This window comes from Exiguobacterium acetylicum (genome assembly GCF_022170825.1).
Classification (GTDB): Bacteria; Bacillota; Bacilli; order Exiguobacteriales; family Exiguobacteriaceae; genus Exiguobacterium_A; species Exiguobacterium_A acetylicum_B.
This window is the reverse complement of the sequence record NZ_CP081878.1, coordinates 2653470-2675485: the sequence shown is the minus strand read 5'-3', so window position 1 is coordinate 2675485 and position 22016 is coordinate 2653470. Positions and strand designations below refer to the sequence as shown.

The window sequence follows — 22016 nt, the reverse complement described above, 5'->3', positions numbered from 1 at the left end:
AAAAAGCGGACTTAACGGTCCGCTTTTTTGCGTGCTGGGATCAAAAGCGAAAGAAGTGAGAGTGTACTGATGGAAAGTGTCGAAATTAAAGCAATCGGTAGAGGGATGACGCGGAACATATAGGTGAAGTGGACCAAAATCAAAAGAAGAATGATGGCAAGACCAGGAATGAATTTCTTGGATAATAGCATACCTGATCCTGGTACGAGCAACTCGAAACCGAGGCGTTGATTCAGACGGACATCTTCGTGTGCATTAGCTAAACTAAACGATACGGTCAAGGCGACAAGAATCATCCATCCAGAAAATAAGTATTGTTGAATCGGTAAGAAGGCGATGGATTCGTAAATGAAATATAGTAAAACCATAGGTCAACTCCTTCACATCATTATGTTATTTGGAAAAGCATTGAAAGTTTGGCTTACGAATTCTAATGATACCGAGTCGAGAATCGGAGAGCAATCAAAAATCGCTTAGAATGAAATAAAAGAATGTTCACACATTTTAACAATAGGGGAAAATCATTTAGTATGTGTACTAAATGATTTCAAGAATCGACTAAACAAAAGCATTTCACCTAAATGAGAGCGGTATCATTAAATATGTCGGATTTGTGGACGAAAGATGTGATTTAGACGAATGAGAGCCAATGACTGTTCGAAGGAATGATTTTCTTTTAAAATAAAGGTAATGAAATAGAAGGAGGCGAAACGAAGACATGAAAAAATGGTTGATCATCGGAGTAGCAGCAGTAGCCTTTTTCGGCTATGAGAACATTCCAATGGAACAAGCAGAAGCCGATTATCCGAAAAGCGGCGGCAAGCTGATTGATCGATATAGCAGTGAGTATCCAGGATACGACTGGGAAGTCAGACGGACATCAACAGAAGAATTCGTCGCCTTGACGAAGGATGGAAAAGACTACGGGAAGTATCGTTTCAAGAACGGAGTGACGACGCAAGGCGCCGTTCTCAATAAAGATACAGAATCGTCGTTGAAGAAAAAAGGGTGGACGGCAGTCAAGTCATACCGTAAAGGGAACACGAACTACATGTTGAACCTAGATCATGCAGCCGTTTATGAGAAGAAAGGCAACTACGTGACATACTTCTTCGATCAGCATGACGGTAATAAGGTCAAAGCGACGCTTGCGATTCCAAAAGACGTCGAAGCGAAGAAAAAAGGCTTCTACGGTACCGCATCGAATGCGTTACGCACGACAGATGAAAAACTGATGCTTCGGTTGATGAACTGGGAACGAGCTGACTATAAGTTGAATCCGTTAGCTCCGTACACAGCATTGAAGCCGGTCACACGTGGTCATAGTGAGAACATGGCGAAGAACAACTTCTTCTCGCATACGGATCCACAAGGGCGTGATCCGTTCGATCGAATGGAACGTGGCGGTATCAAGTTCAGGGGAGCCGGTGAAAACCTCTCGATGGGATACCCGAACGTCTTTGCAGCGCATTGGGGCTTGATGAACTCAAAAGGACACCGCGATAACATCCTTCAAAAGAGTTTTAAACAGGCAGATGTCGGTGTTGCGTTCCGAGACGATTCACCGTACTTCACGATTAACTTCCGAACACCTTAATACGTTAATGGAGGACGATATCACTTGATGTCGTCCTCTTTTTCATGAGTCGGTTTGTTCTATACTAAAAGCAGGAGGTGGGGTACTTGAAAATCCGTCAACTGAACGCAGAAGATGCAACGCTTTATAAGATGCTCCGCTTAGAAGCTTTACAACATCATCCGGAAGCCTTTGGCTCCGATTATGAAGCGGAAAAAGATCGACCAATCGAGCAGTATGCCAAGCGTTTCGAGAGCGAGCAGACATCAACGTTTGGTGCTTTTAGTGAAGGAGAACTCGTTGGTGTTGTCACCGTCGTCTGCTTAAATCCGGTCAAGATACGACATCGAGCGAATCTATTTGCGATGTACGTCACTCCACGCGTCCGAAAACAGCAGATCGGACGGCGACTCGTACAAGAGGCATTACAGATATTAGAGGAGCATCCTTTAATCGAGCAAGTTCATCTCTCGGTCGTTCGGACGAACGAAGCTGCTAAAGCACTCTATCAATCACTTGGTTTTGAATCATACGCGATTGAACCGCGAGCGCTGAAAATCGGAGATACGTATCACGATGAAGAACTGATGTGGTATCAGTTCTAACGCAAAACGACCGGAATTCAAGGAGAAGTGATCTCGTTGAATTCCGGTCGTTTTTAAATCAGTTTGCCCATTCAGGCTTGCTGAAGCCTTTGAATGATTTTTCGATGACTGTATTGAAAGCGTCCGATTCAACAGCGGCTTTCAAGTCTTTTGCAACTTGTGCATCCGCATCTTTTGTTTGAACGGCAACAAGGTTACGGTACTGCTCATCCATCGTCTCAAGCGCTAACGCATCGAGTAAGTCGAATTTCGCAGCAAGCGCGAAGTTCCCTGGAACGGCTGAGATATCGACACTTTCGACAGCGCGTGGCAATTGAGCCGCCTCGAGTGGTTTGATGACGAGTTTCTTAGGATTTTTGACGATGTCCTTCTCTGAAACTGTCAGTGGATCGACATCTGGCTTGAGTTCAATCCAGCCTTGTTCCGCAAGTAAGTTCAAAGCACGAGCTTGGTTCGTCGGATCATTTGGCGTCGCGACTTCGGCACCTGTCTTGACGTCTTCAAGTGTCTTCGCTGTCTTACTGTACAGTCCCATCGGTGCCGTCGGAACAGTGATCAGGCCTTTTAAGTCAAGATTCTTTTCTTTAGAAAACGTCTTGAGATAGATTGAGTGTTGGAACAAGTTGGCGTCGATATTACCGCTACCGAGGGCGATGTTCGGTTGGATATAATCGCTGAACTCGACGATTTCGACTTTATAGCCTTTCTTTTCGAGTTGTGGCTGGATCGCTTGTTTGACCATGTCGCTATACGGACCGCTCGTCGCACCAATCTTGATCGTTTTGTCTTTTTCATCCGCACTGCTGTCTCCGCATCCTGCGAGGACTCCTGCACCAAGTAAGGCTGTTGCTAAAAAGGCATATCGTTTTTTCATGATTCCACTCTCCCTTAGTATGTATGATTAGCGTTTATCTGTTTTTCGCGCCAGTTGATTGCCAAGTGCTTGAATGCTTTGAACGATGACGATGAGCACGACGATCGTCACGATCATAATGAGATTATCGTAGCGATAGTACCCGAAACGGATCGCGAGGTCACCGACACCACCACCACCGACGATACCTGCCATCGCTGAGAAGCCGATCAGGCTGATCGTCGTTAACGTGATGCCCTGAATGATGCCAGGGAGTGCTTCCGGTAAGAGGACGCTGACGATGATTCGTAATGGTTTTGCACCACAGGCTTCGGCAGCTTCAATCAAACCAGGTGGAATCTCACGCAATGATGTTTCGACGAGTCGCGCAAGAAACGGGATCGCTGCGACGCTGAGGCTGACGGATGCTGCTGTCGGACCAATCGTATTGTCGAGCAGGAACTTCGTTAACGGAATGAGGGCAACTAGCAAGATGATGAACGGTAGCGACCGGACGATATTGACGACGAAGTCAAGGACACGCCGGACGGCCAGGTTTTGAAAAAATAATCCGCGGTCGGTGACGAACAAGAGAATCCCGAGTGGAATCCCGACGACCAATGCGAAGGCAAGTGAAATTCCGACCATCCATGCCGTCTCACCGAGCGCTTTTAGGAGCTCGGGTAACATCGTTTGAATACGATCAAGCCACATCCTGAATCACCTCGAGTGCATGAAGTTCCGTCGCGAGCCAGTCGAGTGCAGGAGCGATTTGGTCGGATGATCCGGTCAAGCTGACGATCAAGACACCAAAGGCGACGTCTTGAATGTAGTCGACCTTCCCGTGCAAGATGCTGACCGAGATATCGTAACGGCGGATTGCTTCTGATAACGTACTCTCACCGGTCTTTTCGCCCGTGAACTGCAAGCGGATGATCTTACCCGGTGTTGCCTGTAAGATGCGTTCCGGCAGTTCGATCTGTAACGCGGTGTCGACGTAATGTTGTGTCACCGGGTGTTTAGCTTGACTGAACAAGTCATAGGTCGAAGCGACTTCGACGACTTCACCTTGCGACATGACGGCAACACGATGACAGATCTGTTTGACGACATCGATCTCGTGGGTGATGAGAACGATCGTCAATCCGAGTCGTTCATTTAAATCCTTCAGCAGTTCAAGAATCTGTAGTGTCGTAACGGGGTCAAGAGCTGATGTCGCTTCATCACATAATAGGACGGTCGGATTGTTTGCGAGTGCCCGGGCAATCCCGACGCGCTGTTTCTGCCCACCGCTCAATTGGCTCGGGAAGTTCGTTTCAAACCCTTCGAGTCCGACGAGCGAGACGAGTTCGCGAATTCGTTCCGGGAAATCGGCTCGTTTGACACCAGCTGCCTTGAGTGCGAAGGCAATGTTATCCGCAACGTTACGCGATTGGATCAATTGGAAATGTTGAAAGATCATTCCTGTCCGCAAACGAAGTTGACGCAAGTCGGATTTTGACATCCCACCGAGCGAGACACCGTCGACTTTGACCGTTCCTTGTGTCGGATGCTCGAGCCCGTTGATCAGGCGAAGCAATGTACTTTTACCGGCACCGGACTCACCGATGATGCCAAAGATTTCTCCTTTTTGAATCGTCAAATCGACATCTCGTAATGCAAAAATCGGTGTCCGATCTCGAACGAACCGTTTTGTAATGTGTTTGAATTCAATCATCCGCTCATCTCCTCATACAAAAAAAGTCGCTTTTTCCTAGTAGCGGAGCAACCAGAAAAAAGCGACGAAAGTGTAAGATTTCGTAACTTATCTCTCAGAATGAAAATCATTCTGTAGGATGTGGCACCGTTCCTTACAGGTGGTTGCCGGACGTCGTTGGGCCTAATCCCTCGGTCGCTCTCGATAAGTAGTTATGCTGTTGGGATTTACTTTAACGGAAATGATTCCCATCTGTCAAATGTTTTTTCAGAATTATTCCGCAACAGGTGTCCGGAACAGGTTGAGCGTACCGATCCGGTCGACGGCTTCTTCTAACCGTTCGACGTCAGCGATCAAGCTAATTCGGACATATCCTTCACCGTATTCACCGAAGAATGATCCTGGTGTCACGGCGACATGCGCTTCGTCAAGCAAGTGATCGGTGAAGCTTTGGGACGTGTAACCTTCAGGCACCGGAAGCCAGACGAAGAACGAACCGCCTGGGCGTGGTCCACTCCAACCGATCGCATCGAGTTTTGCGAATAAGGCATCACGACGAGTTTCGTAAAGGCTACTTAACTGACGGACGCACGTTTGGTCACTCGTCAAGGCGACAGTTGCCGCATGCTGAATCGGTGTGAAGGCACTGACGTAGAGATGTTCTTGATACGTCTCGATGCTTGAGATGACGGACGGATTTCCGATTGCGAAGGCAATCCGGAAGCCTGACATGTTGAAGCGTTTCGAAAGCGAGAATAGCTCGATTCCGACGTCTTTTGCGCCTTCCGTCTGCAAGAAGCTTCGCGTCGGACCATCGAAGCTGATGCCGCCGTATGCTAAGTCATGGACGACACAAATATCATTCGCATCGGCGAAAGCGACAGTCTGTTCGAAGGCTTCCGCTGTTGCCGTAGCGCCAGTCGGATTACTCGGGTAGTTGAGGAACAACATTCGGGCACGCTCGACGTCTGTCGTATCAAGTAAGTTGTAATCGGGTAAAAAGTCGTTTTTCTCAAGCAACGGTAAAGTGATCGGGTACGCGCCAGCAAGTGCAGCACCGGACAGGTAATCCGGGTATCCGGGATCTGGGACGATGACACCTTCTCCGGGGTTGACGATCGTCTGAGGTAAGGCGACGATTCCCGCTTTACTACCGAGGAGAATCGCGACTTCCGTAGCCGGATCAATCGTGACACCAAATTCGTTTGCGTAAAAGCTTGCGACAGCTTGTTTTAGAAAATCATGGCCACGAAACGGTGGATATTGAAGGTTCGTTGGCTCATCGATCGCCTGTTTCAAAGCGTCGAGAATATGTACGGGCGTCGTTTGATCGGGTGTTCCTTGACCGAGTGTGATGACATCGTGTCCGGCAGCTTTGACAGCACCAATGCGGTTCGCAAGTTCAGCGAATACGGGAGCAGGAAGCCGGTCGATGGCGATGGATGGAGCGAAATGTTTCATAAGATGCGTGCCTCCTTCGTGGTATTGTCGTCAAGGATAACGAATATTCAGTCAAAAGAAAAGAACTTTTTCGAAAATCAAAAAAATTGTCTGATAAACAGGTACAGATAAGTGGAGCGGGAATAAGGAATAGGGAGAGGAGTGAAGAGATGAAGCGAGCTAACTGGAAAGAGGCAGTCGTTTATCAAGTCTACTGGCGTAGTTTTAAGGATTCGAACGGAGACGGGATCGGTGACTTACGAGGTGTCATCGACAAGCTTGATTACATCGCGTCACTCGGCGTCGATGTCGTCTGGTTGAATCCGTGTTACCGTTCCCCGGACGTCGATAACGGCTATGATATTGCCGATTATTACGAAATCATGGAAAAAGCGGGGACAATGGGTGATCTACAAGAATTGATTGCAGCGGCACATGCGCGTGGACTAAAGATCATCTTAGATCTAGTCGTCAATCATACAAGTAACCAGCACGATTGGTTCCGCCAGTCACGGGACCGGATCAACGATAAGGACGACTGGTATATCTGGAAAGATGGAACGAAAGACATGCCACCGAACAACTGGCGTTCGTACTTTGCACCAAGTCCATGGACGTGGAGTGAAGAGCGCGGGCAGTATTATTTCCATTCCTTTGCGAAAGAGCAACCGGACTTGAACTGGGAACACCCAGCTGTGAGACAGGCGATTTACAACATGATGAACTGGTGGGTTGCTCAAGGCATCGACGGCTTCCGGATGGATGTCATCAACTTGATCAAGAAGCGGACACTCGAAGATGTGGCGAACCCATTTGATCTATCGTACTTAGGCAACCAACCTGGTGTACATGATTTTCTACAAGAGATGCATGCGAACGTTCTCGCTGGTAAAGACTTGTTCACGGTCGGTGAAATTCCGTTCGTTGGTCCGGAAGATGGTCTGTTATATGTCAGCGAGGAACGAAAAGAACTCCGGACGCTATTTCACTTCGAAATCGCGGACGATATGGAAGCGATGGATCTCTTGCGATTCAAGGAGATTCAAAAACGCTGGTATGACGTTTTATACCCACTCGGCGTCAATTCGCAGTTCCTCAACAACCATGACCATACGCGACAAGTGACGCGCTTCGGCAGTGAACGGTACCGCGTCGAGAGTGCAAAATTACTCGGATTGATGTTGCACACGCTACCAGGCATTCCGTATGTGTACCAAGGAGAAGAGATCGGGATGACGGGGATTCGTTTTTCTGATCCGTCGCTCTATCAAGACGTCGCGTTCCGTAATCGATACGAGGAGCGTGTCGCTGGTGGAGAGGATCCAGAAGTCGTGCTCTCGTCAATGCAGTTACTCGCACGCGATAACTCCCGCACACCGATGCAGTGGGACAGTACGCATGCAGCAGGCTTTACGAGTGGGAAACCTTGGTTAGCGGTCAATCCGAATTATACGGATATCAATGTCGCGCAAGCAGAAGCCGATCCAACGTCCGTACTTGCCTTTTACCGGGCGTTGATTCAGATGCGAAAGGATCATCCGATCATGGTCTACGGTACGTACCGCGACTTAGCACTCCATGATCCGTATCTCTATATCTATGAGCGGGAACTAGAGGGGGAAGTGTGGCGGATCGTTCTCAATGTTCATGATGAACCGATGCAAACGGCCTTCGTTTTATCGCAAGATAAGTTGCTTTTCTCGAACTATCCAGATATCTCGAATGAACTGCGTCCTTATGAAGCACGAGTATATCGTTATACTGTTACAGAACAGCCGTAAATCATATGAACGAAAAACATCCGCGACGTGTCAAGAACACATCAGCGGATGTTTTAGTGTAACGGTTTCACTTAAAAGGTGATGTTTTTTTCGTCTGTAAGACGTGAGCGAACCGATCGACGGCTTGACGCATCTCGTAACTCGGTCCGAGAATGAGTGGACCATGTCCGACAGCGAGAACATCCGGAGACAGTTCCGTCAATTGATCAGCGGAACGGAGTGCAACGTCCGGATCCCATGTCGCAAGTGCCGGAAACGGGAATTGCCAGCGGACGTCACCGGAGACCGCCAGTCCTCCTTGCGTCTGAAAGGCGTCTCCTGCAATCAATGTTCGGCTACCTTCATGCCAAAGCGAGATCGAACCGGGTGTATGACCGGGTGAGGCGATGACACTGAGACTTCCGACTTGTTGTCCACTTTCAAGCAATCGATCCGGACGTGTTTTGATGTTCTTTGGAATACCGCCTTTGAGTGGTGTCGTTTCGCCTTCGCGTAGCGTCTCATCCCCACTGAGTAGTGCAGCATCACGGTAACTGATACAGACTTCAGCGAGTGGAAAAGCGTTCGCGAGGAAATCGAGCGAACCGACATGATCAGCGTGCGCATGAGTCAAAATGATCGCACCGAGCGGTTTCTCTTGCTTTCGAATATAGTGATAGAGGGCCTTTGCATTGATACCGAGTCCGGCATCAATCAATGTCAAACTGTCTGCTTCTTCAAATAAGTAGCAATTGACCGGGAAAAAAGAAGGGGTCGTCTGCAATTGGTGTAAACGTTCGATCGTCGTGACACGCATCGGCTTCACTCCTTTAAAAGATTAATAAGCTTCTTCTTTAGTATCGTCTGTTTTTGAATAGGCGTCTAGTCGGATTATTTGTAAAAAGAGGCACCACCTATCACTAGATGATCCCTCCTTTGCTAATCATTCAAATGTCACAGCGAAGACGGCGCCGGCATGCGGTGCATCATCTCCGTTGGCAGCGGTCGTTACGAGCAACCGATCTTCGTAGAAAATCGGACACGTCGGATTTGCGACAGGGAAGTCGACATGATCCAGTTTTGCACCTGTTTCGAGATTCCAACGCGTAATACAAGATCCGGCGTAATGTGCAATCCAAGCATGACCTTCTGCGTCTTTCGTCATACCGTCTGGGAATCCGTCTTCTTCTTCGAGATCAACGGCGACGCGTTTATTCGAAAGTGGTGCGTCCGGCGCATAATCAAAGGCATAGACTTTTTTCGTCGGTGTATCGATATGATAGAGGGTCTTACCATCTTCAGACCAGACAAGTCCGTTCGAGTTCGTTAAGTCTTCGTGTAAGACATCGACGGAACCATCGTGGCGCAGACGGAACAGTCCAGCGGTCTTGCCGTCTTCTTCATTAATACTTCCAGCGACGTATTGACCAGTCGGATCAAGCTTGCCGTCATTCATTCGATCGGAATCGGGTAACGATAGTTGATGTTCAAGCGACAAGTGTCCTTCTTTAAGATCAAACGTACCGAATCCGTGTTCAGCCGTGACACGTAATAAATCCGGTGCATCGGTCAAGGCAATCGATGTGATCGCGCTTGGTAACGTATACGGTTTGAGTGCTTCTGTGACGAGGTCATATGAAAAGAGAAGTTGATTCGGAATATCAACGAAATAAAAGCGCTTTGTTTTTGCGTCGTAAACAGGAGATTCGCCTGTCTTACATGCGACATCAATGAATAGGGAAACGGTCATAAGTACTCTTCCTCCTAAGTGGACACCTTTTACGAGCAGTCCAGATAATAACAATTTAGTATACCTGTTTTGACCCGCACTCAAACCTGGATCAAACAGCTGTTATACTAAATAAACGTCTAAAAAAATAGCCTGCTGTCAAAGCAGGCTATCGGTATGAACGTTATGTCAGCGGCTCTTAACGAGCAAGTTAACCGCTTCTTTGACGAGTTCTTCGGTCTGTCCATCGCCGTTTTGTTCTGCGTCCTTGACGCACTCAATTAAATTCGAGCTTACGACGACGCCAATCGTCCGGTCGATCGCAGAACGGGCAGCTGAGAGCTGGGTGATGACATCGCGGCAATCTTGCCCTTCTTCCATCATCCGTAAAATACCCCGTAGCTGTCCTTCAATCCGACTAACACGGTTCTTCATCTTCCGATCATAATCCATTTTTATTCCTCCGATTCCCGTTGACCTGACGTCATGTAGTATCTTTATGCTATGCCCATTACGGTATCGCTGTCAATTCAGCAGAATTATGAGCTATACTTTTCTTAGAATTAGGGAATATGGATGTGGTGAAGTTTTTTACTTAGAAATTTGATAAAATCAAAAACGATTTGGTGTCAGCTTGCGTATACTATATGATAAGGCTGACATCAGAAGGAGGAGAAGGATGCACACTCAATCCGATGAATCGCTTTATCATCTGATGCGTAGCGGTGATGAGCATGCCCTCGAGACATTGTACGATAAGTACGAGCGGCTGTTGTTCTCATTTGCCCATCGCTTTACGAATAATGACCGGTTGTCCGAAGAAGTCATACAGGAAGTATGGATGAAGATTTGGAATGGTCGTGTTGATTTCGATACACAAAAAGGAAAATTTTCATCGTGGATTTTAACGATTACACGTAACGCGGCACTCGATTGTTTACGTCGAGAAAAGCGACAACCAACGATCGAAGTCGAAGAACGAGATGGTGGATATGATGAGCCGGTCGAGCGGACGGTCATGCAGCGAGAAACGGCTGCTGAAGTGCGCGGGGCGATCAATGAACTGAAGCCAGAGCAGCAAGAGCTGATTGAACTCGTTTACTTCCAAGGAATGACGCAACAACAGATTTCAGAGCGGCTCGATTTACCTCTTGGAACGGTCAAGACGCGAATCAGGAGCGCGATTCAAGCACTACGAAAACGAATGGATGGGAGGGAACGAGATGGAAGAACGTTGTCATGACTTAATCGATTATTTCAATGGAACATTATCCGCAGCAGATCGCGACGCGTTCGAAGCGCATCTTGCGACGTGCGAAGAATGTCGCGAAGCGCTTTTAGAAATGGAAGAACTCATGCTTCCCATCGCTGAATCGCTTCCGGAGCGACCCGTTCCTGCAGGTATGAAAGCACGGATTCTTGGAGAAGTCCTTGGTTCAGCAGAGACAGCGTCTCCGAAGGAAGCCCCGATGACTACTCCGGTAGACATCAAACAAGCACGTCAGCAACAAACGAAGAAAAAGAGTGTTCCACTCGGCTGGTTGATGAGTATCGCCGCCGCCTTGATTCTTTCACTTGGTGCGAACGCCTACTTCCTGTCACAGGAAGAGAGCACGGATACACCAGAAACGCTGGCAATGGATGATATTAAAGGGATGGGGAACTTCGAAAGTACAGCATCCATCAAAGGATCGAGTATGATTTTCACACAAAACGATAAATCGTATATGCTCGTTCAATTAAAAGATTTACCACCTCTTCAAGAGGGGGAGCTTTATCAGTTGTGGACAATCGAAGGAGAGACTCCTACTGCGAACGGTGTCATCGAAAAAGATGGAGAAGCAGCAGCTGTCTTCCCACTTAAAGGAGACGGAGAAGTCGATGCCGTCGCCATCACGGTTGAACCCGAACCAGATTTAGAAAAACCGACAGGCGAAATCGTCGCATCGGTTGCATTATAAGAATGAAGCTTAGCGGATCCGTCTTGTACGGATCCGCTTTTTTGTGCAAGGTGCTGAATGGATTCATTAAACGAGCGTTGAAATGATAAGAAATCGAATGAATTTCTAATTTTTACTGAAGAAATGAGACCGAGCAGACGATAGTTAGGAGAATGACACTCCATAAAGAGAGGCCTCATACAATGAATGAATGGATCATCTTAACGAAACATTACGAAGTGACACTGGTCGTGTTGTCGGTACTTGTTGCCATCATCGGATCATACGGCTCACTAGAGTTGAATCGGCGTCTGGCGAAGGCCACTGCCTTAAAAAAGCGTGCGTTGTTCCTCTCGTCGTTGACGATGGGATTATCGATCTGGGGAATGCATTTCGTCGGGATGGGTGCGTTCGCGCTGTCCGTCACGGTCCGCTACGATTGGTTTTTAATGTTCTTATCCGTCATTCCCGCTATTTTGGCTGCTTTCATTGCCTTCCATCTGTTGTACTCGTCGACGATTACACGCAAGAAAGTTATTTTAGCAGGAGCACTGATGGGTGGTGGAATCGCTACGATGCACTATCTCGGCATGATGGCGATGGAGTTCGGTGGAGCCGTTCGGTATGAGAAGAGCCTATTTTTCTTATCAGTCCTGATTGCCGTCACGGTCGCCTATATCGCATTGCTACTGCTCCATCGTTTGCGCCATGTCGATAAGAAACGCATCTTGATTCCCATCGCGATCGTGATGGGGTTTGCCATCTCGTCGATGCATTATGTCGGGATGCTCGGCACATCGTTTTGTATCCCAGCTTCAAATGCCGGGATCATCGGTGACGCACCGATCACATCGAATATCTTAAACGAAGTCGCAATACCCGTCTTCTTGATCATCATCTTGATTGCAGGTCTTTATATTCATCTTGAACGTCGCGCCCTGCAGATGATGGCGTATACGGATCATCTGACAGGACTGCACAATCGCCGGTGGCTCGATCATCATATGATGAAGGTCGATACCCATTACGTTCGCGCGAAACACGAGATGGCGATGGCCTTGCTTGATCTCGATGGGTATAAGTGGGTCAACGATACATTCGGTTTTGATAAGGGCGATGCGGTCATCCGTCAATTTGCTGAACGGATGCTACGAACGTTGAAGGAAGATGAAGCATGTATCCGTTATAACGGCACACAGTTCTTCCTCATCAAACGTGTCTCGCAAGAAGATATGACAGATGTCTTCGAACAAATTTTAGAGGATGTGCGTCAACCAATCGACCTTGAAGATCAGGCTGTCCATTTAACAGCGACGATGGGCGTCATCTTACCGAATACGAAGGAATCGCTTGAGATGCGGATCGGTCAGATGGAAAGTGCGTTACGGGCTGGTAAAAATGAGGGGCGTGACCGCTTCATCATTTATGATGAGACGCTCCACTCGGATCGACGAGAGCAATTGATCGTTGGTTCGTTACGCCGCGCGATGACGGACTTCAAGGAGTTCGCCCTCGTTTATCAACCGAAAATCGCACTCGCTACAGGGAAGGTCGATCAAGCAGAAGTCTTGATTCGCTGGAACCATCCGAAGTTCGGTTTCATCTCACCGGCGGAGTTCATTCCGCTTGCTGAGAAGTACAGTTTGATTCATCGTTTGACCGAGTGGGTACTAAAAGAAACAGTCGCACAGATGGAGATTTGGAAGAAGGAAGATTATTTCATCCGTCAAGTTTCCGTCAATTTATCAGCAATGCACTTCCGGTCTGAGTCGCATAATTTGATGATTAAAGAAATCGTTCATCATTCCTTGAAGAATGGAAGCGAGTTGCAACTACAGCTCGAAATCACCGAAACGTCTGTCATGGAGAATCTCGACCGAGCGATGACGATGCTTGGTGAACTGAAACAACTTAGTCTGACGATCGCCCTCGATGATTTCGGAACCGGTCTATCGTCGCTCACGCACCTGAAGCATTTGCCAATCGATATCCTAAAGATCGACAAGTCGTTCATCGATGAAGTACCGCATGACGAACGAGGAACGGCGATTACGGAAATGATCATCCAACTCGCGAAAAGTCTTGGAATCGAAGTTGTCGCGGAAGGTGTTGAGACACTCGAGCAGCATCTCTTCTTGAAACGTCTCGGTTGTGATTATGGACAAGGCTACTATTACAGCAAACCGATGCACGTCAAGGATTTAAACCAGCAAACGATCGAAGAGACCGTTTTGAATGTCGGATAAGGCAATCCAGACACGACTTTCATTCGTATACTAGATAAGCATGCGAGGATGATGCATGCGACGTCTGGGGGGACGCAAAGCGCTGGGTTTTCACCAGCTCGTGCACGATGCAGACAGACATCCAGTACATTCAAGCATACTCAGGCAATCCAGCTTTCAACGCAGCAACTGTCTGTTCGAACACAAACAAAGGCAACTTCCACGACGGAAGTTGCCTTTTTCATCTGTGCTTATGAACGAACCGTCAGGACACAGCCTGTTTGATCTGTCACGAGAACATTCGTATTGAAATATTGCCCATCACTTTTTAAGATGAGGGATTTTTTCTCTGCGTTGTAATCAAGCGTCATGTCTTGATCAAGGAAATGGCTCGACCAGCGTTTGACGAGAACCGGACCGACGTTCGAGTCGATTGTCATGTCTTCCGGTGTCGCTTGATCGACGATACGAATGCTGAAAATACCAGAGTTTCCGCAACCACAGCCCTCTGTATCATAGTAGAGATGCAGCTGACCAGATACTTCACCGCGTAATTGGCGAATCCGTTCCTGAGCGGGTGGTGTAAATGTGATGTTCATAGTCATTCACTCCTTTCCTCTAGTATACGCCGTTTGAAGCAGAAAAGAACGTCACTTGCTCACGCTGACTTGGCGACGCATCCGAACGAGAAGGAAGATATAACCGGCTAACAACAGGACGACACTACCGAGAACTGTCGTATCGACGAGACCATTGTCGGACTCGAAATTAATCGCAATATACGCCCAGACGAAGACGAGCGGATAAATCGGATCACGGTTCGCGAACATAAAGAGAAGGGCGACGACGACACCAACGACGAGCATGATCATCGTCCAACCCGCATCGCCAATACCGAGCCAAGACGTCACACCTTCTGCGTTGATTGTCAGGAAGATATCCGCAATCGTTGCGACCGATACCCAGCCGAGATACAGCGAAAATGGCAATTTGAAACGTAACCCTTTCGTCTCACGATCGATTTTTGAGTAGATGACGATCAGTGACAATAAAAGACCAACGATGACGACGACTGAGACGACAAATAGTTCGAACGTGAACGAGACGATCCAACCGGCATTGAACAGACAGCTGATCAAGAACCACGGTCCAATTTTTTTCGCGAGTTCATGTTCCTTGAATTTCGGAATGGATTGTAAAATCAACCAAATGAGTAATACCATATAAATCAATCCCCAAATTGAGAACGCATACCCGGCAGGTTTGAACAGTGTGATGATCGAGTCGGAAATTCGTCCGGTCTTTCCACCATCAAGGGCGTTTACGGCAATCGTGAAGATGAAGCCGACCCAGTTGAGCCAAATCCATTTATTATTTTTCAAACAAAAAACCTCCTTTATTCTCTAAAGAAGGTTTACCCAAAAATCATTTTCATTAGTCATCGAGGTCGGCTTGTAGGATTTAAAAAGGACATACCGATAGCTGGATTTCCCGTATGCGAACCGAGCACCGGCGTTAAATCATCAATCCGGACACGCACATCGTACTGCGATTCAAGTCGTTGTTTCCATTCCAGTGCGAGTTCATACGCTGTCGCGTGGAACAAGGAGATATCTGTCACCTGTCCTCGTTCGATGATCGTGACGAGGTGATCAAAAATCTTCGAATGGGCTTTCTTGAACGTCCGAACGGTTTGGTAGGGAACGATTTTTCCTTCCTCGAAGTGGAACAACGGACGAAGCTGCAACAAGTTGCCGACGAATGCTTTTGTAGAAGAGATGCGTCCACCGGCTTGCAATTGATCGAGATTCGCAACAGTGAACTCGATATGGTGGTCAAAACGACGCTCAAGAATCATTTGTTCGACGGATTCAATCGAGTGTCCGGTTTCGACGAGTTCAATCGCTTCTGCTAGGAGTTGACCAGCCGGATAAATCCCACAACGGGAATCAATCGCAATCAGGCGGAATCCGGCAATCTCTGCACCTTGGACGGAAGCACTATACGTTCCACTCAGCTCACTTGATAAATGGACAGCAAAACCGACATCGTATTCTTCTTTTAATCGTTCATAGTGCTCCGTGAAACTGCCGATCGAAGGTTGGCTCGTCGTCACTTTGTGTTTGGCATCAATCCAGCTATAGACGGTTTCCGCATCGACGTCGACTCCATCGACGAAACTTTCTCCATCCTTCATGACGAGTAAAGGGACAACCGAAAGATCATCGCGCTGAGCGATCGTATCCGGTAAAATCGTTGTACTATCAGTGATCCAAGCGATCCGCATAACAAATTCCTCCTTAAATTAGTACCTGATATTAATTGTAGGTGTAAGCGTTCTCGCTGTCAAATGAACATTAAAAAATATTGAACGTTTTAGTTGATTAAATAATGAAATACGCTATAATCGGTACGAGATTAGTAAACTTTTAGTCATCTTATACTAAACTAAGCAGATGAGAGGAGGACGTCGATTGTACTCAATCGGTCAAAAAATTAAAAACCTCCGTCTTCAAAAGGGGTTGACCCAAGAGGAACTAGGGGAAAGAACAGACCTCAGTAAAGGGTACATCTCGCAACTCGAACGGGAAATCAGTTCACCGTCGATCGAGACACTGTTTCATCTCCTTGAAGTCCTTGGCATTTCACCAAAGGATTTCTTTGATGAGGATACGCTGAATCAAAAGGTTGTCTACGGTGAAGAAGATGTCACGACGTATGCAGACGAAGCACAAGGGTATCATGTCACCTGGCTCATTCCGGAATCGAACGAAAAAGAGATGGAACCGGTCTTACTGACACTCGCACCAGGTGGAGCATTTAAGACGTACGAACCGTCGAGTGCTGAAACGTTCGTCTACGTGCTTGCAGGAAATGTCACGCTGACGCTTGGTCGCCAGTCTTTTGTAGCGAAACAAGGCGAGACACTTTATTATAAGGCTTCAGAAATCCATCAACTACGCAATGAGTCCACACAAGAGACGAAAGTCCTTGTGACTGCGACTGACTCATACCTATGAAGGAGGAACTAGATTGGCAGATACTACAATCATTCAATTCAAGGACGTCACGAAACGATATGACGATCAGACCGTCCTCGATCAAGTTAGCTTTGAAATCGAACGCGGGAAGTTCTACACCTTACTCGGACCATCGGGTTGTGGGAAAACGACGATTTTACGACTGATTGCCGGCTTTTCAGAAGCGACAGAGGGAGACATCGTCTTCAATGGAAAACGGATCAATGATGTACCAGCGAACAAACGCCAAGTCAATACCGTCTTTCAGGATTACGCGCTCTTCCCACATTTAAATGTTTTTGAAAACATTGCCTTCGGTCTTCGGATCAAGAAGGTGAAAGAAGCGGAAATCGCACAACGCGTAACCGATGCGTTGAAGTTCGTTAACTTGTCCGGCTATGAAAAGCGGGAAATTACTGAGATGTCGGGTGGACAACGGCAACGTGTCGCGATTGCTCGAGCGATCGTTAATGAACCGGAAGTCATCTTGCTTGATGAACCGTTATCAGCCCTCGACTTGAAATTACGGACAGAGATGCAATATGAGCTCCGTGATTTGCAACGTCGTCTTGGAATCACGTTCATCTTCGTCACACACGATCAAGAAGAAGCACTGGCGATGTCGGATGAGATCTTCGTCCTCAATCATGGTGTCATTCAACAATCAGGTACGCCGACGGATATCTATGACGAACCAATCAACCGCTTCGTTGCTGATTTCATCGGTGAGTCGAACATCATTCCTGGGCGCATGGTCGAAGATTACCGGGTCTGGTTCGCAGAAAAGGAATTCGAATGTGTCGACCGTGGTCTTGAACTGAACGAACCGGTCGAAATCGTCATCCGTCCTGAAGATCTTGAAATCACGAACGTGACACAAGGAAAACTACAAGTTACCGTTGATTCACAACTCTTCCGTGGCGTGCACTACGAGATCGCCTGCATGGATGAAGTCGGGAACGAATGGCTCGTCCATAGCACGAAAAAAGCAACGGTCGGTGAGCAAATCGGTCTGACATTTGATCCAGAAGCGATCCACGTCATGCGATTGAACGAGACAGAGGAAGAATTTGATAAGCGTCTGGAATCTTACGACGGGGTGTTATGATGCAAAAATCACGTAACTGGTATCTCATCCCGTATCTATTCTGGATCGCTTTGTTCGTCATCGCACCAATCGTCCTCGTCGTCTATTATTCGTTTCTCGACCTGGATGGGAATTTCTCGTTTGAGAACTACCAGAACTTCTTTACGTCGACCTATTTGACGATGACGCTTAGTTCGTTCTGGTACGCCTTCTTAATCACGGTGTTCTCACTTTTGATTGGTTATCCGACGGCCTACTTGTTGACGAAGACGAAACATAAACAACTGTGGTTACTTTTAATCATCTTACCGACATGGATCAACCTATTGTTGAAAGCTTATGCGTTCATCGGGTTGTTCAGTACGTATGGTCTAGCGAATCAAACGCTTGAAGCGATCGGCATCGGTCGTAAGCAGATTCTCTTTACCGACTTCAGTTTTGTTTTTGTATCGGTCTATATCTTTATTCCGTTCATGATCTTACCGATCTTCAACGCGATTGAAAAACTCAGTCCGTCACTCGTCTTCGCTGCACGTGACCTCGGGGCATCGAACTTCACGACGTTTCGTCGCGTCGTCTTCCCGTTGACGCTCGATGGTGTGAAATCAGGCTGTCAGCTCGTCTTCATTCCAGCGTTATCGCTGTTCATGATTACGCGTCTGATTGCTGGGAACCGCGTCATCACGCTCGGTACCGCGATTGAGCAACAGTTCCTCGTGACACAAAACTGGGGGATGGGGGCAACGATTGCTGTCTTCCTCATCATCGCGATGGCAATCATCCTTGCGTTGACGAGTACGAAACGGAAGAAAGGAGCGACGACTTGATGAAACGTTTGAAACTAGCAAATCTTTATTTAATCGGTGTCTTCATCATTTTGTATGCTCCGATTTTCTACTTGGCGTTCTATTCATTTAACAGCGCCGATAATATGACGAACTTCGATTCGTTCACGTGGGACTGGTACAAGGAAGTCTTCCAAGACTCACGCTTGTTGATCATCGTCTTGAATACGCTCGTCATTGCCCTGTTATCAGCAGCGATCTCGACGATTCTCGGGGTGTTCGGAGCGATCGGGATCCAAGCCGTCCGCAAGAAACGTGTCGAGACGTCATTACTGACACTAAACAGCATTTTGATCGTCAGTCCGGATGTCATCATCGGGGCATCGTTCTTGATCTTCTTCACGCTACTTGGCATTCAGCTTGGATTTACGTCGGTCTTACTGTCACACATCGCGTTCTCAGTACCGATCGTCGTCATTCTTGTCTTACCGAAGTTGCAGGAGATGAGTCCAACGCTCGTCGATGCAGCACGTGACTTAGGAGCAAGCCGCTGGGATGTATTGACGAAAGTCATCTTGCCGTACATCACACCGGGTATCTTCGCCGGATTCTTTACGGCATTGACGTACTCACTGGACGATTTTGCCGTGACGTTCTTCGTAACAGGAAACGGCTTTACGACGCTGTCTGTAGAAATCTACTCACTTGCCCGCCAAGGGATTTCGATGAAGATCAATGCTTTGTCGACCGTCATCTTCCTGTTTACGTTCTTACTCGTCATCGGCTACTACTTCTTGAACCAACGAGCTGCTACGAAGCTTTCGCGACCGGAGGTGAAATGACCGTTGAAAAAATTGATTCAATTGTTCGCCGCGATTTTCCTGATTTCAGGTGTCATTCTTTTCACCTTGAATCAGTTAAATGAGACACAAGGATATTCAGGTAAAAATGTTCTGAACATCTACAACTGGGGCGATTATATCGACCCAGCACTGATCAAACAGTTTGAAAAGGAGAGCGGCATCAAGGTCGTCTATCAAACGTTCGATTCGAACGAAGCGATGTTGACGAAAATCGAACAGGGTGGGACGACATACGATATTGCCGTCCCGTCTGATTACGCGATTGCGAAGATGATCGAGGAGAAGCTTGTTCTACCGATCGACCATCAAAAGATTCCAAACCTCAAGAACATCGATTCACGTTTTTTGGATTTATCCTTTGATCCGAATAATAAATATTCGATTCCGTATTTCTGGGGAACAGTTGGGATCGTCTACAATAAAGAGTTGATTGGTGGGAAAGAACCGACGAGCTGGAAGGATCTTTGGGATCCGAAGCTGAAAAATCAAATTCTACTCGCTGACGGTGCCCGTGAAGTGATGGGGATGAGCTTAAATAGTCTTGGTTATTCGTTGAATGAAACGGATGAATCAAAACTACAGGAAGCAAAAGCGAACTTGATGCGCTTGACGCCTAACGTCAAGGCAATCGTCGGTGACGAGATCAAGTTACTCCTCGCGAACGAAGAAGCGGGACTCGGTGTCGTCTGGTCTGGTGATGCAAACGAGATCATGAGCGAAAACGAGAATCTCGACTACGTCATCCCGAAAGAGGGATCAAACGTCTGGTTCGATAATGTCGTCATTCCAAAAACGGCTAAAAACGTCGAAGGTGCACATGAGTTCATCAACTTCATGCTGCGTCCAGATATTTCAGCGAAGAATGCCGACTACGTCGGGTATTCGACACCGAACAAAGAAGGCTTGAAATTGCTCGACAAATCGGTGCAGACCGATGAGCGATTCTATCCTGATAAACAAGTTACAGATACGCTTGAAGTCTATGATAACCTCGGGAAGAAGATGCTTGCGCATTACAATGAGTTGTTCCTAGAGTTTAAGATGCATAAGAAATGAGGTAGAACCTAGTGTCAGGCGACACTAGGTTCTTTTTTTATTTCTCCTCAAAAAAATAAATATAAGTTCCCAGAAAAAAACTATAAAAACTGAATAATTTTTTGAAATAGGGGAATCAGTTTATTATCAACGCCTTTTACAGGCGCCGAGGAGGACATCATCATGAAACAAGTTTTAGGGATCATCTTAACTGCCGCACTCACTGTCAGCATCGTGTCAGGCGCTTCATATAATCAACCGGTCGAGGCAACAAAACAAACAGACGTCAAATGGCTTCAAGAAATCCAGACGCAAGCAAAACAAGCACGTTCAATCGATGGAAAAGTCGCTCTTAACAAAACAACACTTGCACAAGTACATAAAGCATATAAGGGGGAAAAGAACTCGAATTGGTGTCAAAGCGGAAACGGGCTTGCATCAGCTGATCGTGCCCTCCATTACTGCTCAACGTATGGTGTGAAGGATGCGAAAGCAAAAGTCAGTGCCATCGTCTATGATCCAAAACAAGTCAAACGAAATGTGACGGTTAAGGAAGTCAAACAAGCGTATGCGACAGCAAAACTTGATAAAACATTCAACGTCATGACCGTTTCCTCAAAACAGGTCAACATTTATCTAAATTTAAATTCCGACCGTACACAAGTCATGTCAATTCTAGTAAAATATAACTAATGAAAAAGGATGACCGATTCGGCCATCCTTTTTATTTAATTGTTTTATAGAGTGGTACGAGATGCGAATAGGTATTTCGAATCATTTCGAGTAATTCTTCGCGTGACAGTTGATGCACTTGTTCTGCCGAAATGTGGCGACCGACAAGGAATTCTGCTTTTTTGACGTCGTGGAAACGTTGTAATCCCTTTTGGATATCTGTCTCATGAACGGAAACCGCGTCTTTTTTCATATGGTCGTATGAGACGACAAAATCATCCGGTAGGGATGTCAACAGCTCGGTATGCTGTAATAGTTTAGATGCGTATTGTTGTTTATTCGGCAATTCGTAAATATAAGCGAGCCAAATGAACAGATGATCATCAAACAGACCGACTTGGAAATGGGGGTGCTTTTTATACCCACGTTTATCTGGTGAGAATGCCATCCATGTATCTTTCGGAGGATTGACCTTCCGCCGAGCGTGTTGCGCGATATGAACGTGGACGTCTTCCGCCGTTGCAACAGTCAAGTCAGGTGCGACTTCTTGACCGATGTCCCGAAAAACCGGTTGAATCCGTTCGCGAATTGCTTCCATCCGGGGTTCTAATCCATCAATCTGAAATGTATCAAATGCATGTTGCGTAAATGTGTTTGTCATAAAAAATATCACCTCGAATTAATTGTATCAAAGGAGACCATCGAAGTTCGACTTTTTGCTCGAAAAGTA

The 22016-nt window shown here is 47.0% G+C and carries 24 protein-coding genes and 1 riboswitch; of the genes, 12 read left to right on the top strand and 12 right to left on the bottom strand.

What is annotated here, in order from left to right; translation table 11 throughout:
• Positions 1 to 11: 11 nt before the first annotated feature.
• Positions 12 to 368, bottom strand: coding sequence for a hypothetical protein (locus tag K6T22_RS13995; protein ID WP_238237854.1), 357 nt, complete (start codon positions 366 to 368; stop codon positions 12 to 14).
• A 350-nt stretch (positions 369 to 718) separates the two neighbouring features.
• Here K6T22_RS13995 and K6T22_RS13990 point away from each other — a divergent pair, with 350 nt between their 5' ends.
• Both K6T22_RS13990 and K6T22_RS13985 read left to right on the top strand, forming a co-directional pair.
• Positions 719 to 1597 (top strand): CAP domain-containing protein, encoded by an 879-nt coding sequence (locus K6T22_RS13990; RefSeq protein ID WP_238237853.1) that lies wholly within the window; start codon positions 719 to 721, stop codon positions 1595 to 1597.
• Positions 1598 to 1683: 86 nt separating this feature from the next.
• A complete protein-coding gene (locus K6T22_RS13985; protein WP_238237852.1) occupies positions 1684 to 2181 on the top strand; it encodes a GNAT family N-acetyltransferase in 498 nt (165 codons plus the stop codon).
• A 58-nt stretch (positions 2182 to 2239) separates the two neighbouring features.
• Here K6T22_RS13985 and K6T22_RS13980 read toward each other — a convergent pair whose 3' ends face one another.
• The 4 genes from K6T22_RS13980 to K6T22_RS13965 form a co-directional block, all read right to left on the bottom strand.
• Positions 2240 to 3055: a MetQ/NlpA family ABC transporter substrate-binding protein gene (locus K6T22_RS13980; RefSeq protein ID WP_238237851.1), complete on the bottom strand. Its 816-nt coding sequence runs from the start codon at positions 3053 to 3055 to the stop codon at positions 2240 to 2242.
• Between the two features lie 27 nt (positions 3056 to 3082).
• On the bottom strand, positions 3083 to 3748 hold the full coding sequence (locus tag K6T22_RS13975) for a methionine ABC transporter permease (RefSeq protein ID WP_023469366.1): 666 nt from the start codon (positions 3746 to 3748) through the stop codon (positions 3083 to 3085).
• On the bottom strand, positions 3738 to 4751 hold the full coding sequence (locus tag K6T22_RS13970) for a methionine ABC transporter ATP-binding protein (protein WP_238237850.1): 1014 nt from the start codon (positions 4749 to 4751) through the stop codon (positions 3738 to 3740). Before K6T22_RS13970 ends, K6T22_RS13975 begins: the two co-directional genes overlap by 11 nt.
• Positions 4752 to 4835: 84 nt before the next feature.
• Positions 4836 to 4941, bottom strand: a riboswitch (SAM riboswitch).
• Between the two features lie 62 nt (positions 4942 to 5003).
• On the bottom strand, positions 5004 to 6191 hold the full coding sequence (locus tag K6T22_RS13965; RefSeq protein ID WP_238237849.1) for an aminotransferase class I/II-fold pyridoxal phosphate-dependent enzyme: 1188 nt from the start codon (positions 6189 to 6191) through the stop codon (positions 5004 to 5006).
• A gap of 149 nt (positions 6192 to 6340) precedes the next feature.
• Between K6T22_RS13965 and K6T22_RS13960 the strand changes: the two genes are divergently transcribed.
• Positions 6341 to 7951, top strand: coding sequence for a glycoside hydrolase family 13 protein (locus K6T22_RS13960; protein ID WP_238237848.1), 1611 nt, complete (start codon positions 6341 to 6343; stop codon positions 7949 to 7951).
• A gap of 67 nt (positions 7952 to 8018) precedes the next feature.
• Here the strand turns inward: K6T22_RS13960 and K6T22_RS13955 are convergent, their stop codons facing one another.
• From K6T22_RS13955 to K6T22_RS13945, 3 genes are all read right to left on the bottom strand, one after another.
• Positions 8019 to 8747 (bottom strand): MBL fold metallo-hydrolase, encoded by a 729-nt coding sequence (locus K6T22_RS13955; protein WP_238237847.1) that lies wholly within the window; start codon positions 8745 to 8747, stop codon positions 8019 to 8021.
• A gap of 126 nt (positions 8748 to 8873) precedes the next feature.
• Positions 8874 to 9680 (bottom strand): SMP-30/gluconolactonase/LRE family protein, encoded by an 807-nt coding sequence (locus K6T22_RS13950; protein WP_238237846.1) that lies wholly within the window; start codon positions 9678 to 9680, stop codon positions 8874 to 8876.
• Between the two features lie 168 nt (positions 9681 to 9848).
• Positions 9849 to 10112 carry a metal-sensitive transcriptional regulator gene (locus K6T22_RS13945; RefSeq protein WP_023469359.1) on the bottom strand — a complete coding sequence of 88 codons (264 nt, stop codon included), beginning with the start codon at positions 10110 to 10112 and terminating at the stop codon, positions 9849 to 9851.
• Positions 10113 to 10338: 226 nt separating this feature from the next.
• On the opposite strand from K6T22_RS13945, the gene K6T22_RS13940 reads away from it, so the two are divergent.
• The 3 genes from K6T22_RS13940 (at position 10339) to K6T22_RS13930 (ending at position 13845) form a co-directional block, all read left to right on the top strand.
• The gene (locus K6T22_RS13940; protein WP_238237845.1) at positions 10339 to 10902 is read left to right on the top strand and encodes an RNA polymerase sigma factor; all 564 of its coding nucleotides are present in this window, start codon (positions 10339 to 10341) and stop codon (positions 10900 to 10902) included.
• On the top strand, positions 10883 to 11620 hold the full coding sequence (locus K6T22_RS13935; RefSeq protein WP_238237844.1) for an anti-sigma factor: 738 nt from the start codon (positions 10883 to 10885) through the stop codon (positions 11618 to 11620). Before K6T22_RS13940 ends, K6T22_RS13935 begins: the two co-directional genes overlap by 20 nt.
• A 182-nt stretch (positions 11621 to 11802) precedes the next feature.
• On the top strand, positions 11803 to 13845 hold the full coding sequence (locus K6T22_RS13930; protein WP_238237843.1) for a bifunctional diguanylate cyclase/phosphodiesterase: 2043 nt from the start codon (positions 11803 to 11805) through the stop codon (positions 13843 to 13845).
• 230 nt (positions 13846 to 14075) lie between these two features.
• Here K6T22_RS13930 and K6T22_RS13925 read toward each other — a convergent pair whose 3' ends face one another.
• Genes K6T22_RS13925 through K6T22_RS13915 form a run of 3 tightly spaced genes read right to left on the bottom strand, consistent with a single transcriptional unit; the run spans position 14076 to position 16111 of the window.
• On the bottom strand, positions 14076 to 14423 hold the full coding sequence (locus K6T22_RS13925; protein ID WP_133207743.1) for an iron-sulfur cluster biosynthesis family protein: 348 nt from the start codon (positions 14421 to 14423) through the stop codon (positions 14076 to 14078).
• A gap of 51 nt (positions 14424 to 14474) precedes the next feature.
• Positions 14475 to 15206: a tryptophan-rich sensory protein gene (locus tag K6T22_RS13920; RefSeq protein WP_238237842.1), complete on the bottom strand. Its 732-nt coding sequence runs from the start codon at positions 15204 to 15206 to the stop codon at positions 14475 to 14477.
• A gap of 56 nt (positions 15207 to 15262) precedes the next feature.
• Positions 15263 to 16111 carry a DegV family protein gene (locus K6T22_RS13915; RefSeq protein ID WP_238237841.1) on the bottom strand — a complete coding sequence of 283 codons (849 nt, stop codon included), beginning with the start codon at positions 16109 to 16111 and terminating at the stop codon, positions 15263 to 15265.
• Between the two features lie 187 nt (positions 16112 to 16298).
• Between K6T22_RS13915 and K6T22_RS13910 the strand changes: the two genes are divergently transcribed.
• From K6T22_RS13910 to K6T22_RS13885, 6 genes are all read left to right on the top strand, one after another.
• Positions 16299 to 16844 carry a helix-turn-helix domain-containing protein gene (locus K6T22_RS13910; protein ID WP_238237840.1) on the top strand — a complete coding sequence of 182 codons (546 nt, stop codon included), beginning with the start codon at positions 16299 to 16301 and terminating at the stop codon, positions 16842 to 16844.
• Between the two features lie 13 nt (positions 16845 to 16857).
• Positions 16858 to 17952 (top strand): ABC transporter ATP-binding protein, encoded by a 1095-nt coding sequence (locus tag K6T22_RS13905; RefSeq protein WP_053454271.1) that lies wholly within the window; start codon positions 16858 to 16860, stop codon positions 17950 to 17952.
• The gene (locus tag K6T22_RS13900; protein WP_238237839.1) at positions 17949 to 18758 is read left to right on the top strand and encodes an ABC transporter permease; all 810 of its coding nucleotides are present in this window, start codon (positions 17949 to 17951) and stop codon (positions 18756 to 18758) included. Before K6T22_RS13905 ends, K6T22_RS13900 begins: the two co-directional genes overlap by 4 nt.
• The gene (locus tag K6T22_RS13895; protein WP_029342587.1) at positions 18758 to 19558 is read left to right on the top strand and encodes an ABC transporter permease; all 801 of its coding nucleotides are present in this window, start codon (positions 18758 to 18760) and stop codon (positions 19556 to 19558) included. The genes K6T22_RS13900 and K6T22_RS13895 overlap by 1 nt, the downstream gene beginning before the upstream one ends.
• Positions 19559 to 19561: 3 nt before the next feature.
• Positions 19562 to 20635 carry an ABC transporter substrate-binding protein gene (locus K6T22_RS13890; RefSeq protein WP_238237838.1) on the top strand — a complete coding sequence of 358 codons (1074 nt, stop codon included), beginning with the start codon at positions 19562 to 19564 and terminating at the stop codon, positions 20633 to 20635.
• A gap of 162 nt (positions 20636 to 20797) precedes the next feature.
• Positions 20798 to 21307 carry a YjgB family protein gene (locus tag K6T22_RS13885; protein ID WP_238237837.1) on the top strand — a complete coding sequence of 170 codons (510 nt, stop codon included), beginning with the start codon at positions 20798 to 20800 and terminating at the stop codon, positions 21305 to 21307.
• A gap of 31 nt (positions 21308 to 21338) precedes the next feature.
• Here K6T22_RS13885 and K6T22_RS13880 read toward each other — a convergent pair whose 3' ends face one another.
• Positions 21339 to 21947 carry a YktB family protein gene (locus tag K6T22_RS13880; protein ID WP_238237836.1) on the bottom strand — a complete coding sequence of 203 codons (609 nt, stop codon included), beginning with the start codon at positions 21945 to 21947 and terminating at the stop codon, positions 21339 to 21341.
• Between the last annotated feature and the right edge of the window lie 69 nt (positions 21948 to 22016).